12 protein-coding genes are annotated in these 17,305 nt (G+C 35.3%); 11 read left to right on the forward strand and 1 reads right to left on the reverse strand.

The window, feature by feature from the left end; all coding sequences use genetic code 11:
* Positions 1 to 97 precede the first annotated feature (97 nt).
* The 3 genes from rimP to infB all read left to right on the forward strand — a co-directional run bounded on the left by rimP (position 98) and on the right by infB (position 4,605).
* Positions 98 to 562 (forward strand): ribosome assembly cofactor RimP, encoded by a 465-nt coding sequence (gene rimP / locus TD18_RS05935; protein WP_040249896.1) that lies wholly within the window; start codon positions 98 to 100, stop codon positions 560 to 562.
* A 12-nt stretch (positions 563 to 574) separates the two neighbouring features.
* Positions 575 to 1,807: a transcription termination factor NusA gene (gene nusA / locus TD18_RS05940; RefSeq protein WP_040249904.1), complete on the forward strand. Its 1,233-nt coding sequence runs from the start codon at positions 575 to 577 to the stop codon at positions 1,805 to 1,807.
* Between the two features lie 65 nt (positions 1,808 to 1,872).
* Positions 1,873 to 4,605: a translation initiation factor IF-2 gene (gene infB, locus TD18_RS05945; RefSeq protein ID WP_040249906.1), complete on the forward strand. Its 2,733-nt coding sequence runs from the start codon at positions 1,873 to 1,875 to the stop codon at positions 4,603 to 4,605.
* Between the two features lie 92 nt (positions 4,606 to 4,697).
* Here the strand turns inward: infB and TD18_RS05950 are convergent, their stop codons facing one another.
* On the reverse strand, positions 4,698 to 5,081 hold the full coding sequence (locus tag TD18_RS05950) for an SPOR domain-containing protein (protein WP_040249909.1): 384 nt from the start codon (positions 5,079 to 5,081) through the stop codon (positions 4,698 to 4,700).
* Between the two features lie 244 nt (positions 5,082 to 5,325).
* Here TD18_RS05950 and TD18_RS05955 point away from each other — a divergent pair, with 244 nt between their 5' ends.
* The 8 genes from TD18_RS05955 to TD18_RS05990 all read left to right on the forward strand — a co-directional run bounded on the left by TD18_RS05955 (position 5,326) and on the right by TD18_RS05990 (position 17,304).
* Positions 5,326 to 6,627 carry a c-type cytochrome gene (locus TD18_RS05955; protein ID WP_040250024.1) on the forward strand — a complete coding sequence of 434 codons (1,302 nt, stop codon included), beginning with the start codon at positions 5,326 to 5,328 and terminating at the stop codon, positions 6,625 to 6,627.
* Between the two features lie 33 nt (positions 6,628 to 6,660).
* Positions 6,661 to 9,936: a TAT-variant-translocated molybdopterin oxidoreductase gene (locus TD18_RS05960; protein WP_040249911.1), complete on the forward strand. Its 3,276-nt coding sequence runs from the start codon at positions 6,661 to 6,663 to the stop codon at positions 9,934 to 9,936.
* A 30-nt stretch (positions 9,937 to 9,966) separates the two neighbouring features.
* Positions 9,967 to 11,697: an NrfD/PsrC family molybdoenzyme membrane anchor subunit gene (gene nrfD / locus TD18_RS05965; RefSeq protein ID WP_084205856.1), complete on the forward strand. Its 1,731-nt coding sequence runs from the start codon at positions 9,967 to 9,969 to the stop codon at positions 11,695 to 11,697.
* 9 nt (positions 11,698 to 11,706) lie between these two features.
* Positions 11,707 to 12,237, forward strand: a complete 531-nt coding sequence (locus TD18_RS05970) for a DUF3341 domain-containing protein (protein ID WP_040249914.1) — start codon at positions 11,707 to 11,709, stop codon at positions 12,235 to 12,237.
* Positions 12,238 to 12,279: 42 nt separating this feature from the next.
* Positions 12,280 to 12,807 (forward strand): c-type cytochrome, encoded by a 528-nt coding sequence (locus TD18_RS05975; protein ID WP_241480649.1) that lies wholly within the window; start codon positions 12,280 to 12,282, stop codon positions 12,805 to 12,807.
* Positions 12,808 to 12,831: 24 nt separating this feature from the next.
* A complete protein-coding gene (locus tag TD18_RS05980; RefSeq protein ID WP_040249917.1) occupies positions 12,832 to 14,229 on the forward strand; it encodes a quinol:cytochrome C oxidoreductase in 1,398 nt (465 codons plus the stop codon).
* A gap of 25 nt (positions 14,230 to 14,254) precedes the next feature.
* Positions 14,255 to 15,409, forward strand: a complete 1,155-nt coding sequence (locus tag TD18_RS05985) for a cytochrome c oxidase subunit II (protein WP_084205857.1) — start codon at positions 14,255 to 14,257, stop codon at positions 15,407 to 15,409.
* Positions 15,410 to 15,510: 101 nt separating this feature from the next.
* A complete protein-coding gene (locus tag TD18_RS05990; protein ID WP_040249919.1) occupies positions 15,511 to 17,304 on the forward strand; it encodes a cytochrome c oxidase subunit I in 1,794 nt (597 codons plus the stop codon).
* Position 17,305 lies beyond the last annotated feature (1 nt).

The raw sequence follows: 17,305 nt of genomic DNA on the forward strand, positions 1-17,305 counted from the left end.
GCTTGGTAAAATCAATATAATTATTGTATATTTGCAGCGTTGTTTGAAGAAAAAAGAATAATGAGCGGACGGAAAGTCCGCTCTTTTTATACTAAAAATGTTCAGAGATACAGTAAAAAATTTATTAGACGAAGGACTTAATCAAAGGGAAGACTTGTTTCTGGTTGATTTTGATGTGTTGGCAGATAACGCTATTAAAATCGTTATTGATGGAGATAATGGTGTTTTGGTTGAAGACTGTATGTTCATCAGTAGAGCTATTGAACACAATCTGGATAGAGAAGAACAAGATTTTTCTCTAGAGGTATTGTCTGCAGGTGCAACTTCGCCTTTAATTAATAAAAGGCAATACAAAAAGAACATTGGCAGAACGCTTAGTGTGAAAACAACAGATAATGAAAACGTGGAAGGAACACTTACCGAAGTTGATGATGAAAAAATTCTTCTAGAGTGGAAAACCCGAGAGCCAAAACCTGTAGGCAAAGGCAAAGTAACTGTTAAAAAGCAAGCAGAATTATCGTTTGATTCGATAAGTAAAGCTCAAGTTGTAATAAAATTTTAATTCACAAGAATAATGGAAAATATTGCGTTAATTGATTCTTTTTCAGAGTTTAAAGATGAAAAGCTAATCGATCGTGTAACGTTAATGGCGATTTTAGAAGATGTTTTGAGAAATGCCTTAAAGAAAAAATATGGTGACGATGATAATTTTGATATCATTATCAATCCAGATAAAGGCGATTTAGAGATTTGGAGAAATAGAATTGTAGTTGCAGATGATGAAGTTGAAGAACCCAATCAAGAGATTGCTTTATCGGAAGCGCAAAAAATAGAGCCTGATTTTGAGGTTGGTGAAGATGTTGCTGAAGAAGTAAAGCTTGTTGATTTAGGTCGTCGTTCAATTTTAGCATTAAGACAAAACTTAATCTCTAAAATTCACGAACACGATAATACTAATATATACAAGCAGTTTAAGGATTTAGAAGGAGAAATATATTCAGCTGAGGTACATCACATACGTCACAGAGCAATCATTTTATTAGATGATGAAGGCAATGAAATTATTCTTCCAAAAGACAAACAAATTCCTTCAGATTTCTTCAGAAAGGGAGAAAACGTCAGAGGAATTATTGAAAGTGTAGAATTAAAAGGGAATAAACCTGCAATCATCATGTCAAGAACTGCACCTGTATTTCTTGAAAAATTATTTGAACAAGAAATTCCTGAAGTGTTTGATGGTTTAATTACCATAAAAAAAGTCGTTCGAATTCCTGGTGAAAAAGCTAAAGTGGCTGTAGATTCTTATGATGACAGAATTGATCCTGTTGGAGCGTGTGTTGGTATGAAGGGTTCTAGAATTCATGGAATTGTTCGTGAATTAGGAAACGAAAATATTGATGTGATAAATTACACCAATAACCTTAATTTATTTATTACAAGAGCACTAAGTCCTGCAAGAGTAACTTCTATTAAAATAGACGAAGAAACAAAACGAGCAGAAGTTTTATTAAAGCCCGAAGAAGTGTCTAAAGCTATTGGTAGAGGTGGTCATAATATTAGGTTAGCTGGTCAATTAACAGGTTACGAAATAGATGTGTTTAGAGAAGGTGCAGAAGAAGATGTAGAGCTAAGCGAATTTACCGATGAAATTGAAAGCTGGATTATTCAAGAATTCAGTAAAGCAGGTTTAGATACTGCAAAAAGTATTTTAGAACAAGATGTTGAAGATCTTGTAAAACGTACAGATTTAGAAGAAGAAACAATATTAGATGTTATTCGAATTCTTAAAGAAGAATTTGAAGAATAATGCCAGTTTAACATTGTCAAGTTAATTTGGTATAAAAGATTTTTAAGTTATATTACAAGCAATTTATGGCTCAAACAAGATTAAATAAAGTATTACGAGAACTCAATATTTCTATTGATCGTGCTGTTGATTTTTTAGAATCAAAAGGTGTCGAGATAGAAAAGAGTCCGAATACAAAAATATCAGAAGACGTTTACACAATTCTTTCCAACGAATTTCAAACTGACGCTAACAAAAAAATGGCGTCGCAAGAGGTTAGTGAAGCAAAACTAAAGGAAAAGGAAGAGTTGCGCGAACAACGTGAGCGTGAATTGGAAGAGAAAGCTAAAGCTGAGGAGAGAAAGAAGAAGGAGGTTGTAAAAGCTAAAGCTGAGTTAAGCGGTCCTAAGCAAGTTGGTAAAATTGACTTAGATAAGCCTAAAAAAGAAGCAGAGCCTAAACCTGAAGCGCCTAAAGAGGAGAAAAAGGAAGACGTTAAAAAAGAAGAGCCAAAAAAGGAAGACGTTAAAGAAAAAGCGCCAGAGGTATCAGAAAAGAAAACTGCAGAAACTCCAAAGGCTGAAGTTAAGGCTAAAGACACACCGAAAGAAGAAACAAAAACTGCGCCTGCTGATGAAACGTTGAAGACGCAATATAAAAAGCTGTCTGGACCAACCATAGCTGGTGAGAAAATTGATCTTTCTAAGTTTAATAAGCCTAAAAAGAAAAAAGAGGAGAAGAAAACTTCTGATAATAAATCAGCTTCTGGAGACGCAAATAAAAAGAAAAGAAGACGAATTAGTAAGGGTCCTGGATCTGGTGGAGGAGATAATAATTACGGAAATAGAAGTGGTAACCAAAGAGGAGGATTTAAAGGAAAAGGAAAACGCCCAACTACTGTAAAAGAAGAGCCAAGTGCAGAAGAAGTTCAAAAACAAGTTCGTGAAACCTTAGAAAAACTTCAAGGAAAATCAAGCAAAGGAAAAGGCGCTAAGTATCGTAGAGATAAAAGAGATCAACATAGAGAGCAATCTGAAATTGATCAAAAAATAGAAGCTGCTGAAAGCAAAATCCTTAAAGTGACAGAGTTTGTTACTGCTAACGAAGTTGCTACCATGATGAATGTGTCTGTAACTGAAATTATTTCAGCTTGTATGTCACTTGGTATGATGGTAACGATGAACCAACGTCTAGATGCTGAAACCTTATCGGTTGTTGCTGATGAGTTTGGGTATAAAGTTGATTTCGTTACTGCTGATATTGAAGAATCAATTGAAGAAGTCGAAGATAAACCTGAAGATTTAGTAACTCGTGCACCAATCGTTACCGTTATGGGTCACGTTGATCACGGTAAAACGTCTTTATTAGATTATATACGTAAAGAAAATGTTATCGCTGGAGAATCCGGTGGAATTACACAGCATATTGGAGCTTATGGTGTTCAATTGGATAACGGACAAAAAATAGCATTCCTTGATACACCTGGTCACGAAGCCTTTACAGCGATGCGTGCTCGTGGTGCTCAGGTGACCGATTTAGCAATTATTGTTGTTGCGGCAGATGATTCAATCATGCCACAAACTAAAGAAGCAATTGCTCATGCTCAAGCAGCAGAAGTGCCAATTGTTTTCGCTATAAATAAAATTGATAAACCTGGAGCAAATCCTGAAAAAGTAAAAGAAGGATTGGCGCAAATGAATTTATTAGTTGAAGATTGGGGTGGAAAAATTCAATCTCATGATATTTCGGCTAAAAACGGAACAGGTGTTAAAGAACTATTAGAAAAAGTATTGCTTGAAGCCGAATTGTTAGAGCTGAAAGCAAATCCGAATAAATTAGCTAGCGGAACTGTTGTTGAAGCCTTTTTAGACAAAGGGCGTGGCTATGTGTCTACAATTTTAGTTCAAGCTGGTACATTAAAAGTTGGCGATTACGTTCTTGCTGGTAAGAACAGTGGAAAAGTAAAAGCTATGCATGATGAACGTGGTAAAGAAGTTAAAGAAGCTGGACCATCAACTCCTGTCTCAATTTTAGGTTTAGATGGTGCGCCTCAAGCGGGTGACAAGTTCAATGTGTTTGAAGATGAAAGAGAAGCGAAGCAAATTGCTGCCAAACGTACACAGTTGCAACGTGAGCAATCCGTTAGAACACAACGCCATATTACACTAGATGAAATTGGACGTCGTATAGCACTTGGAGATTTCCAGGAGTTAAATATCATACTTAAAGGTGATGTGGATGGTTCTGTTGAAGCGTTAACAGATTCATTCCAGAAATTATCTACTGAAGAAATTCAAGTGAATATTATTCATAAAGGTGTTGGAGCCATTACAGAAAGTGATGTGTTATTAGCAACAGCTTCAGATGCTATTATCATCGGATTTAACGTTAGACCAATGGGTAATGCGCGTCAAATTGCTGACAACGAAGAAATTGATATCAGAACATATTCTATCATTTATGATGCTATCAATGACTTAAAAGATGCTATGGAAGGTATGTTATCTCCAGAGCTCAAAGAAGAAATCACTGGTACTGCTGAAATTAGAGAAACGTTTAAAATCTCTAAAATTGGAACCATTGCTGGTTGTATGGTTACTAGTGGTAAAATATTCAGAAATTCTGGAATTCGTCTCATTCGTGATGGTGTAGTCATCCACACAGGAGAGTTAACATCATTAAAACGTTTCAAAGATGATGTTAAAGAAGTTGCTAAAGGATACGATTGTGGTATTCAACTGAAAAACTACAATGATATTCAAATCGACGATGTTCTTGAAGCTTTCCAAGAAGTTGAAGTAAAGAAGAAATTGAAATAATTTATTGATGTTCTTGAAAATATATCAAGCTATATAAACAAAAAAGCGACCATTTGGTCGCTTTTTTTATATCCTACTGAAAACTAAATCAGTTATTTTTTGTCCTTTTTTGGTTCGAAAATAAAAGCGTTGTTATATTTCTTTTTAATTTTTAATAAGGCTTTGTCAGCTTCCAATCTACTTCTGAAATTTCCAACCCATATTTTAGTATTTGGCGAATCAAATTCCATGCTTACAGGCCATTCGTGAAACGAGTTTAAAAAATTCTGTTTAGATGCTTCAGCACCTGAACGTGTTCCAGAATACACTTGAATTTTGTACAAATTCACCGTTTTAATATCCTTTTTATACTCTAATAATTTATCGATATCGCTATCTTGATCAACAGTAACAGTGCCATTCTGTGCGAATACTCCAAATGAAAAGCTACATAAAGCAATCATTGTTAAAGAAAATTTGATCTTGTGTATTGTCATAACTATGTGATTTTATGCAAAGAAAATGATTTTTTTTTACTGCAATCTTAATTGTTTCAATTATATAACTTTTTTAAGGTCTTAATTATTATTTAGAATCTTTATAAATTAACAATTAACAGTTCACTAACATTTCTAAAATCCACATTAAGTGTTATTTTTGCGTGAGATTTTACAAACGTTTTTTTCAATTTAATTAATGAAAAAATCATACCAAAGTTTAGAAGATAATTCAACTAACACTATGATACAAGTGATTTACCGTAAACTAACATCAAATTTTCTCAATTTAGGGTTAGTTTTTTTACTCACGATTTCTACTTCACTTACTGCTCAGGAAGGTGATCCAGCAAAAGGAAAAACTTTATACAATACGAATTGTGCGTCTTGTCATCAATTAGATAAAAAGATGACTGGTCCTGCTTTACGTAATGTTGAGGCGAGATTAGCTGAAGAGCAAGGTTTAGATAGAGAATGGTTAAATAAATGGATTAGAAATAGTGCTGGTTTGATAAAATCTGGTGATGCCTATGCCAATCAGATTTACAATGAGTACAATGGAACAGCAATGACTGCTTTTCCACAGCTGTCTGATCAGGATATTTCTGATATCTTAGCGTATACAGCTCAGCCAAAAGCAGAACCTGCTCCAGCTGCTGGATCAGAAACTGGTGCAACTGGTGCACAGACTGAAGGTGGTATTTCCAATAAATTGATCTTAGGTGCTTTAGCTATTTTATTTGCTTTATTGGCAATGGCTTTAGTGTTAGTTCGTAAAACATTAAATCGTTTTGCAGAAGCTAAAGGTATTGATATTGCAATGGAAGATAAAAGTATTCCACTTTGGAAAGCTTTTGTTAAAAACCAGTTCTTGGTTTTAGTGTCAGTCATATTCTTGTTATTAGCTAGTGCTTATTTTGTGTATGGTTATTTATCACAAATAGGCGTTGATCAAGGTTACGAGCCTGTTCAGCCAATTCATTATTCACATAGAATTCATGCAGGAGACAATGGAATAGATTGTAAGTACTGCCACTCATCAGCAAGAGTAAGTAAGCATTCTGGTATACCTTCTTTAAATATATGTATGAACTGTCATAAATCGATATACCAAGTTGCCGAGGAAACTCAGGCTGAAGGTATCAACGAATATGGTGTGGATTACAACGCTGAAATCAAGAAGTTATACGCTGCTGTTGGTTGGGATGATGCAGAGCAAAAATATACAGGGGAAACACAGCCAGTTAAATGGGTGAGAATTCACAATCTTCCTGATTTTGCATATTTCAATCACTCTCAACACGTTACAGTTGCAGGTGTTGAATGTCAAACTTGTCATGGTCCAGTGGAAGAAATGGAAGTTATGTATCAATATTCACCTTTAACAATGGGATGGTGTATCGATTGTCATAGACAGACTGAAGTTAATGTTAAGGATAATGCGTATTATACAAAAATACATGAGCAATTATCTAAGAAATATGGTGTAGATAAATTAACAGCTGCTCAAATGGGTGGGCTTGAATGTGGAAAATGCCATTACTAATAAGTTTAATAAGAAGTAATTCAATTATATAATATGTCATCAAACAAGAAATACTGGAAAAGTGTTGAAGAGCTAAACCAAAATAGCTCTATTGTTGAGACGCTTAAACAGAATGAATTTGTTAATGAGATTCCTACCGAAGAGTTTTTAGGTAATAAAGAATCTTTAGAAACGTCTTCTACTACGCGTCGTGACTTTTTAAAGTATGTAGGCTTTAGTACTGCAGCAGCAACATTAGCGGCTTGTGAAGGACCTGTAATTAAATCTATTCCTTACGTAGTTCAGCCTGAAGAAATTATTCCTGGAGTTGCTAATTACTATGCAACAACCATCGCTGATGGTTTTGATTTTGCTAGTGTGTTAGTTAAAACTCGTGAAGGTCGTCCAATAAAAATTGAAAATAATACTTTGGCAGCTACCAATGGTAGTGCTAATGCTAGAGTTAATGCTTCAGTTTTAGGATTGTATGATATATTAAGGGTAAAATCACCAATGAAAGGTGAGTCTGAAATTACTTGGTCAACTTTAGATACTGAAGTAGGTCAGAAGTTAGAAGCAATGAAAGCTTCTGGAAAGCAAATTGTATTATTAACACAAACATTTGCAAGTCCGTCAACTTCAAAATTGATTTCTGAATTTTCTGCCAAATACGGGAACGTACGTCATGTTGTTTATGATGCCGTTTCAGAATCTGCTGCTTTAGATGCATACCAAGCGAAATATGGTGAGCGAGGATTGGCAAATTATGATTTCTCTAAAGCTGCAACTATCGTGTCTGTAGGAGCTGATTTCTTAGGAGATTGGCAAGGTGGTGGATTTGATTCTGGCTATGCTAAAGGACGTGTGCCTAAAGAGGGTAAGATGTCTCGTCATATTCAGTTTGAATCTAATATGTCTTTATCTGGAGCCAATGCAGATAAACGTATACCGTTAACACCTAGTCAGCAAAAACAAGCATTAGCAAAATTATATAGTTTAGTTGTTGGTGGTTCTGTGTCTGCAGATTTACCTGAACATATAAATACAGCTGTTCAAAGTGCAGCGAATGAATTAAAAAAAGCAGGAAGTAACGGTGTTTTAGTTACTGGAATTCAAGATGTGAATGCTCAGGCTGTTGCCTTGGCAATCAATGAGTCCTTAAGAAGTAAGGCATTCGATCCAAAAACACCTATTAAAACAAGACAAGGTAGCGCTAAAGATGTTATGTCTTTAGTTGCTGATATGAAAGCAGGAAAAGTTGGAGCTGTAATCATGAGTGGTGTAAATCCAATGTATACGCTTCCAAATGCTGCTGACTTTGCTGAAGGTCTTCAAAAAACTGAATTATCAGTTGCTTTCTCATTAAAAGTAGACGAAACATCTTCAGTATGTGATTACATTGCAGCTGCACCACATTATTTAGAATCTTGGGGAGATGTTGAAATGAAAAAAGGTCATTTCAGTATCATGCAACCAACCATTCGTCCGTTATTCGATACACGTCAGTTTCAAGAAGCATTATTAAAGTGGACTGGAAATGATATGACATACCGTGAGTACATTAAAGATGCTTGGGGAGGATCAATACTTTCTGGAACACCTTTTAATAAGGCAGTTCAAGATGGTGTGTATGTCCCTGGAATGTTTGATAGTCGCCCGGCAGGATCTTCTGTTACAACAACTACAACGTCAACTGAATTAAAAGATAAGAAAGACAGGACTTTCGTTGGTGGTATCATTCATGATGTTGCTGTAGGCGTTGGTCTTAAAGATGATGATAAAGATGAATATACTACAAGTTCATCTTCAACGACAACAACCAGTTCTGGCGTTGCTGGTATTGCAGCAATTGATGCTGGTAATGCGGCAAGAACATTAGCATCATCTACGAAGTCTGAAGGTATGGAGTTGCAACTTTATACTAAAACAGGAATGGGAGACGGTCAACAAGCCAATAACCCATGGTTGCAAGAGTTTCCAGACCCTATCACAAGAACATCTTGGGATAACTATTTGACCGTTTCGGCTGCTGATGCTAAAGCATTAGAATTAGTCAATGAACACGAGGCAACAGGTGCTTTAAATGGTAGTTATGTCGATGTTACTGTGAATGGAGTGACTGTAAAAAATGTACCTGTAATTATTCAGCCAGGACAAGCTAAAGGGTCTATTGGATTGTCTTTAGGTTTTGGTAGAACTGCAGGTTTAAAAGATGAAATGAAAACTGGTGTTAACGCGTATCCGTTATATCAGAATTTTGATAACGCTCAAAATGTTACGATTGCCAAGGCGGCTGGTATGCATGAATTTGCATGTGTTCAGTTACAAAACACATTAATGGGTCGAGGTGATATTATAAAGGAAACAACACTTGAGATTTTTAATACGTATGATAGTCAAGATCATAAGCATGGTTGGAACAGAATTCCAATGGTATCTTTAAACCATAAGGAAACACCTGTGACTTCTCCTGAGGTAGATTTGTGGGATGAGTTTGACCGTTCAATTGGACATCACTTTAATCTATCTATAGATTTAAATGCTTGTACAGGATGTGGTGCATGTGTTATCGCCTGTCATGCCGAGAATAATGTGCCTGTAGTTGGAAAAGAAGAAATTAGACGTAGTCGTGATATGCATTGGTTACGTATTGATAGATATTATTCGTCAGAAGATACTTTTGCTGAAGATGATACTAAGAAAGATGAGTTTTCCGGACTTTGGGGTGATAAAGGGTCTTTAGGTGGATTTGGAGAAATGGAAAATCCAGCTGATAATCCACAGGTAGCTTTTCAACCTGTAATGTGCCAACACTGTAATCACGCACCTTGTGAAACGGTTTGCCCAGTAGCAGCAACATCGCATGGTCGTCAAGGTCAGAATCACATGGCTTATAACCGTTGTGTTGGAACACGTTATTGTGCAAATAACTGTCCTTATAAAGTTAGACGTTTCAACTGGTTCTTATACGCTAAGAATGATGAGTTTGATTATTACATGAATGATGATTTAGGGCGTATGGTTTTAAATCCAGATGTTGTGGTTCGTTCTCGTGGTGTGATGGAAAAATGTTCTATGTGTATTCAAAAAACACAAAAAACGATACTTGATGCTAAGCGTGATGGACGTGAAATTAAGGATGGAGAATTCCAAACTGCATGTTCTGCTGCTTGTAGCAATGGTGCAATGGTGTTTGGAGATATCAATGATAAAGACAGTAAAGTTGCAAAACTTTTAAAAGATGATCGTATGTATCACTTATTAGAGAGTGTTGGTACCAAGCCAAATGTGCAGTACCATACTAAAGTGAGAAATACAACAGAAGCATAAAAATTAATTAAGAAACAATTATAATAGATTATGGCGTCTCATTACGAAGCACCTATTAGAAGACCCTTAGTTACGGGAGAAAAATCATATCACGATGTATCGATAGATGTGGCAGCTCCAGTTGAAGGAAAAGCAAACAAATCTTGGTGGATTGTATTTTCAATAGCACTAATAGCTTTCCTTTGGGGAATAGGTTGTATTATCTATACAATTTCCACTGGTATTGGAACTTGGGGTTTGAACAAGACCGTTGGTTGGGCTTGGGACATTACTAACTTCGTTTGGTGGGTTGGTATTGGTCACGCAGGAACACTGATTTCTGCAGTACTCTTATTATTCCGTCAAAAATGGAGAATGGCAATTAACCGTTCTGCTGAAGCAATGACAATTTTCTCTGTTGTTCAGGCAGGTTTATTCCCAATCATTCACATGGGTCGTCCATGGTTAGGCTATTGGGTATTACCTATTCCAAACCAATTTGGTTCGCTTTGGGTGAACTTTAACTCACCATTACTTTGGGATGTATTTGCAATCTCAACATACCTTTCAGTATCACTAGTATTCTGGTGGACAGGTTTGCTTCCAGATTTCGCAATGTTACGTGATAGAGCAATTAAGCCGTTTCAAAAGAAAATATACGCATTATTGAGTTTTGGATGGTCTGGTAGAGCTAAAGACTGGCAACGATTTGAAGAAGTATCTTTAGTGTTAGCTGGTTTAGCAACACCTCTAGTACTTTCTGTACACACCATCGTATCTTTCGATTTCGCAACTTCTGTAATTCCAGGTTGGCATACTACAATTTTCCCACCTTACTTTGTTGCAGGAGCTATTTTCTCGGGATTTGCTATGGTGAACACACTTTTAATTATTATGAGAAAAGTGTGTAATCTTGAAGATTATATTACCGTTCAACACATCGAATTAATGAACATAGTTATCATGATTACAGGTTCAATAGTTGGTGTGGCTTACATTACTGAATTGTTTATAGCATGGTATTCTGGTGTTGAATACGAACAATACGCATTCTTAAACAGAGCTACAGGACCTTATGCTTGGGCATATTGGGCAATGATGACATGTAACGTATTCTCTCCACAATTTATGTGGTTCAAAAAATTACGTACAAGTATCATGTTCTCTTTCTTTATTTCAATAGTTGTAAATATTGGAATGTGGTTCGAACGTTTTGTTATTATTGTTACTTCATTACATAGAGATTATTTACCATCGTCTTGGACAATGTTCTCACCAACTTTTGTTGACATAGGAATCTTCATAGGAACAATCGGTTTCTTCTTCGTATTATTTTTATTATATGCAAGAACATTCCCAGTAATCGCTCAAGCGGAAGTGAAAACCATCTTAAAATCGTCTGGTGAGCGTTATAAAAATATTAGAGAACGAGGAGATAGTTTAGTTGGTACAGGTTCTGATGCTAGAACATCTAACTTGAAAATTGAAGAAACGACTACCGCTAAACGTCCATTACAGGACAAAAAAGATAAGTTAGAAAACTTACTGAAAGGTGTTGGAACGTTTGATGCGACAATACAAACAGCTGATGACTTAAAAGTCATCAACGGTATCGGTCCTAAAATGGAAGAAGTACTTAACAGTATTGGTATTTTTACTTATGCTCAAGTAAGTAAAATGACAAAAAGAGAATATGACTTGTTAGATGATATTACAGGTTCTTTCCCAGGAAGAGCAGAACGTGATGATTGGTCTGGACAAGCAAAAAAACTAATAAACTAAAAATAGTACATGGAAGCTTCAAAAGTAATTCACGCTATTTATACAGATGATGACGTTTTAATGAATGCTGTCAAAAAAGTTAAAGCAGAAAGACATCACATCGAGGAAATTTATACGCCTTTTCCAGTTCACGGACTAGACAAAGCTATGGGCTTAGCTCCAACGCGTATTGCAATTGCATCATTCATGTATGGATGTGTAGGTTTAACAGTTGCTATTGTCATGATGAATTTTATCATGATTGAAGATTGGCCTCAAAATATCGGTGGTAAGCCAAGTTTTAGCTATATCGAAAATATGCCAGCTTTTGTGCCAATAATGTTTGAGTTGACCGTATTTTTTGCAGCTCACTTAATGGTAATAACGTTCTATCTAAGAAGTAGAATGTGGCCTTTTAAAAAAGCTGAAAACCCAGATCCAAGAACTACTGATGATCATTTTCTTATGGAAGTTGCCGTTCATGGTAATGAAAACGAATTGTCAGAGTTATTAAAAGAAACTGGAGCAGTAGAAATTAATTTAATTGATAAAGAGCACTAATTTATTCAGATGAAAAGCTTATTTAAAATAATAGTAGTATTAATGATGTTTGCTAGTATTCTTTCGTGTAAGAAAGATACAAGACCAAATTATCAGTTTATGCCAAACATGTATGAACCTGTCGGTTATGAAGCTTATGCAGAGTCTGACGCTTTTCCAGGAGGCGTAGAAGCTCAATTACCAGCAGAAGGGTCAATACCAAGAGGAGACTTTATGCCTTTCGAAATTGAAAATAATAATGATGGATATCTTTTAGCTAAGCAAACCCTAAAGAGTTCATTAGATTCCACTCAAATCGATAGCGAAAGAGGAAAAGAACTTTATGATATTTATTGCGGAATTTGCCATGGTAACAAAGGAGCTGGTCAAGGTAAATTAGTTAAAAGAGAAAAAATATTAGGTGTGCCTAGTTATGATGATGCGGGAAGAGCAATCACCGAAGGGAGTATTTACCACACTATTTATTATGGTAAAAATGCAATGGGTTCTTATGCGAATCAATTAAATGAAGAAGAACGTTGGCAAGTTGTAGATTACGTTTTAAAATTAAAAGCGGATCTAGAAAAATAATTTAGATAAAGATTATATACAGATATGTACACATTTTCAAGTAAATTAAAAATATTTTCTATTGTACTTATTATTTTAGGTGCACTGGGCGTTGCTTATGGTTTTATGTCATCTCACAAATCTTTAGATGAAGTAAAAGAGATGATTGCTCATGAAGAAGCAGGACATCATGGAGGTAGTCATGATACTGAAACTAAAGCACATGTTGTAGCAGGAGTTGAAGATCATTCAGATAATGCTCATAAAGCTAATGCACACGATGCTTTAGCAGATGCTCACAGCGATGCTGAAGCTCATCATGGTGACGAACACGCAGAGCACGTTTTACATCAAATTCATAACAGGCCTTACGCAGCTTTATATGTTGCGGCATTCTTTTTCTTTATGATTGCATTGGGTGCCTTAGCATTCTATGGTATTCAGTGGGCTGCACAAGCTGGATGGTCACCTGTATTGTTTAGAGTGATGGAAGGTATTACTGCTTACGTGTTACCTGGAGGACTAATCGTTTTATTAGTGGCTTTTTTAGCTGGTGATCATATATTCGTTTGGATGAATCCTGATATGGTAGATCCTAGTAATGATAAATACGATGCTTTAGTTGCTGGTAAAGAAAGTTGGTTAAATAGACCTTGGTTTTTTATAAGAGGTCTAATCTTTCTAGGTGGATGGGTGTTATATAGACAATTTGCAAGAAAGTTTTCTCTTGCTCAAGATAACGCAGATATAAACGATAATCGTAACTTTAAAAAAACATTCCGTATTTCAGCTGCATTTTTAGTGTTTTACATCTATACAGAATCTATGATGTCATGGGACTGGATAATGAGTGTTGATCCTCACTGGTTCTCTACTTTATTCGGATGGTACGTTTTTGCTTCAATGTTTGTTAGTGGTATTACGGTAATTGCAATGATTACAATGTACTTAAAATCTAGAGGTCATTTACCATTTGTAAATGATAGTCACTTACATGATTTAGCAAAATTCATGTTTGCGATCAGTATTTTTTGGACATACTTGTGGTTCTCTCAATTCATGTTAATTTGGTATTCGAATATTCCTGAGGAAGTAACATACTTTGTAACACGTTTCCAAGATTATCAATTACCATTCTTAGGTATGGTTGCCATGAATTTTGTTTTTCCACTTTTACTTTTAATGAACAGTGATTACAAACGTATTCCTTGGTTTGTTGTCATGGCTGGTATCGTTATTTTATGTGGTCACTATATTGATGTTTTCAATATGATCATGCCAGCAACAGTTGGAGATAGATGGTATATTGGAATTCCTGAAATCGGATCTGTAATGCTTTTTGCTGGATTATTTATTTTTGTGGTATTTACGGCACTTACTAAAGCACCATTACTAGCTAAAGGGAATCCATTTATTAAAGAGAGTGAACATTTCCATTATTAATATTAAATAAAGAAGACAAAAGACAATGACTGCTTTTTTAACACTTATAATAGTACTTTTTATAGCTGTTGCCATTTGGCAAATGGTTAAGATATTTGACCTTGCTCAAGTTGGTTCAGATAGTAATGATCAGGTAGCTACAGATAAAGACAATAAGCTTAATGGATACTTAATGATGGGATTTCTTGTCTTTATTTATGCCATTACTATTGCTAGTTTTTGGTATTTAGGAGATTTGCCATTAATGTCTAACTCGGCATCAGAGCATGGACCTCAAATTGATAATTTGATGATAATCTCCATGGTTGTCATTTTTATTGTACAAACTTTCACACAATTTTTATTACACTATTTTGCTTACAAATACAAGGGAGAAAAAGGTCGAAAAGCATTGTTTTATGCAGATAACAATACATTAGAGGCCATATGGACATTCATTCCTGTTGTTGTTTTAGCGGGTCTAATTATTTATGGTTTGTTTACCTGGACAAGTATTATGAACATAGATGAAAGTGAAGATCCTATGGTCATTGAGTTATATGCTCAGCAATTTAACTGGAAAGCACGCTATGCTGGAGAAGATAATACATTAGGAATGGCTAATGTTAGATTAATTGATATTGATCGCGCCAACATTTTAGGAGTAGATGAATCTGATCCTTACGCTCAAGATGACATTATTACAACAGAACTTCATTTACCAGTTGGGAAGCCAATCTTATTTAAAATGCGATCTCAAGATGTGTTGCATTCAGCGTATATGCCTCACTTTAGAGCACAAATGAACTGTGTTCCAGGAATGATAACACAATTTGGATTTACGCCAACGGTGACTACTGCAGACATGCGCCAAAATCCAGATATTGTTGAAAAAGTCAGTAATATCAATGCTCTCCGATTAGAGAGAAAAGAAGAAATTGAAGCTAAAGGACAAGAATTATTATATGAATTTGATTACCTATTGTTATGTAACAAAATATGTGGTAAATCTCATTATAATATGCAAATGAAGATTATTGTTGAAACCCAAGAAGAATATGATGCTTGGATAAGTGAACAAAAAACTTTTAAAAATTCTTTGATAGTTGCTGAAGAAAAAATGGATGATATAATTACAGTTGATGATGAATCCATTCAGAATGAAAACGAAGAAGCTAGAGAAGAGTTAATTGTGAACTAAATTTTAATACTGAAATTCAACTAATATTGTGAAGTAATATGTAGTGTGTTTTAGTAGATTCAAAACAGTTAAATAAAAAGATTTAAAAAAGAAAATAGATTATGTCAGCACACGCAGATACTCATACACACGACGATCACGGACATCATCATAAAGAGACTTTTGTGACTAAGTACATCTTTAGTCAAGACCACAAAATGATTGCTAAGCAATACCTTATTACGGGAGTACTAATCATGGGTATTATAGGAATTTTAATGTCTTTGATGATGCGTTTGCAAATTGCATGGCCAGAACAACCTAATGTTGTTTTTGAAGCGTTGTTAGGAAAATGGGCTCCTGATGGTGTAATGGATGCCGATATTTATTTAGCATTAGTTACCATTCATGGTACCTTAATGGTATTCTTTGTATTAACTGCTGGTCTTAGTGGTACGTTTAGTAATCTACTTATTCCATTGCAAATTGGAGCACGAGATATGGCATCAGGTTTCTTAAACATGATTTCATACTGGTTATTCTTTTTGTCATGTGTAATCATGATATTATCATTCTTTGTTGAGTTTGGACCTGCTGCTGCTGGTTGGACTATCTATCCACCTTTAAGTGCCTTACCTATGGCTCAAGGAGGCTCAGGAATGGGAATGACTTTATGGTTAGTATCTATGGCCATATTTATTGCTTCGTCATTGTTAGGATCTCTTAATTATATCGTAACCGTTATCAATTTACGAACTAAAGGGATGTCGATGACAAGATTACCATTAACGATTTGGGCTTTCTTTGTTACAGCAATTATTGGTGTTATATCATTCCCAGTATTACTATCTGCTGCGTTGTTATTAATTATGGATAGAAGTTTCGGAACATCATTCTTCTTATCAGATATTTTTATTCAAGGTGAAGTGTTACATTACCAAGGTGGTTCTCCAGTTTTATTTGAACACTTATTCTGGTTCTTAGGACATCCAGAAGTATACATCGTATTATTACCAGCACTTGGTATTACTTCCGAAATTATTGCTACAAACTCACGTAAGCCAATTTTTGGATATAGAGCAATGGTTATGTCAATTCTCGCAATTGCATTTTTGTCAACTATTGTTTGGGGACATCATATGTTTATTTCAGGAATGAATCCATTCCTTGGATCTGTGTTTACATTTACAACTTTATTAATTGCGATTCCTTCTGCTGTAAAAGCTTTTAATTACATAACAACTCTCTGGAAAGGAAACCTTCAAATGAATCCGGCAATGCTATTCTCTATCGGATTGGTATCTACATTCATTACTGGTGGACTTACAGGTATTATTCTAGGAGATAGTGCATTAGATATTAACGTACATGATACGTATTTCGTGGTAGCACACTTTCACTTAGTAATGGGTATTTCTGCGCTTTATGGAGTATTCGCTGGAATTTATCACTGGTTCCCAAAAATGTTTGGTAGAATGATGAACAAAAACTTAGGATATTTACATTTCTGGATTACAGCGATAAGTGCCTATGGTGTGTTCTTCCCAATGCACTTTATAGGTATGGCAGGTTTACCAAGACGTTATTATACGAATTCTAATTTTCCACTCTTTGATGATGTAGCTAATGCAAATGTCATCATCACTATATTTGCTTTAATAGGTGGAACAGTGCAATTAGTATTCTTATATAATTTCTTAAGTAGTATATTTTTCGGAAAGAAAGCTGTTCAAAATCCATGGAAATCAAATACCTTAGAGTGGACGACTCCAGTTGAGCATCTGCATGGTAACTGGCCAGGCGAAATACCACATGTTCATCGTTGGGCTTATGACTACAGTAAGCCAGGACATGATGAAGATTTCGTTCCTCAAAACATACCTTTGAAAGACGGTGAAGAAGAACTTCAACATTAAC

This window comes from Psychroserpens mesophilus, from assembly GCF_000826645.1.
GTDB lineage: Bacteria > Bacteroidota > Bacteroidia > Flavobacteriales > Flavobacteriaceae > Psychroserpens > Psychroserpens mesophilus.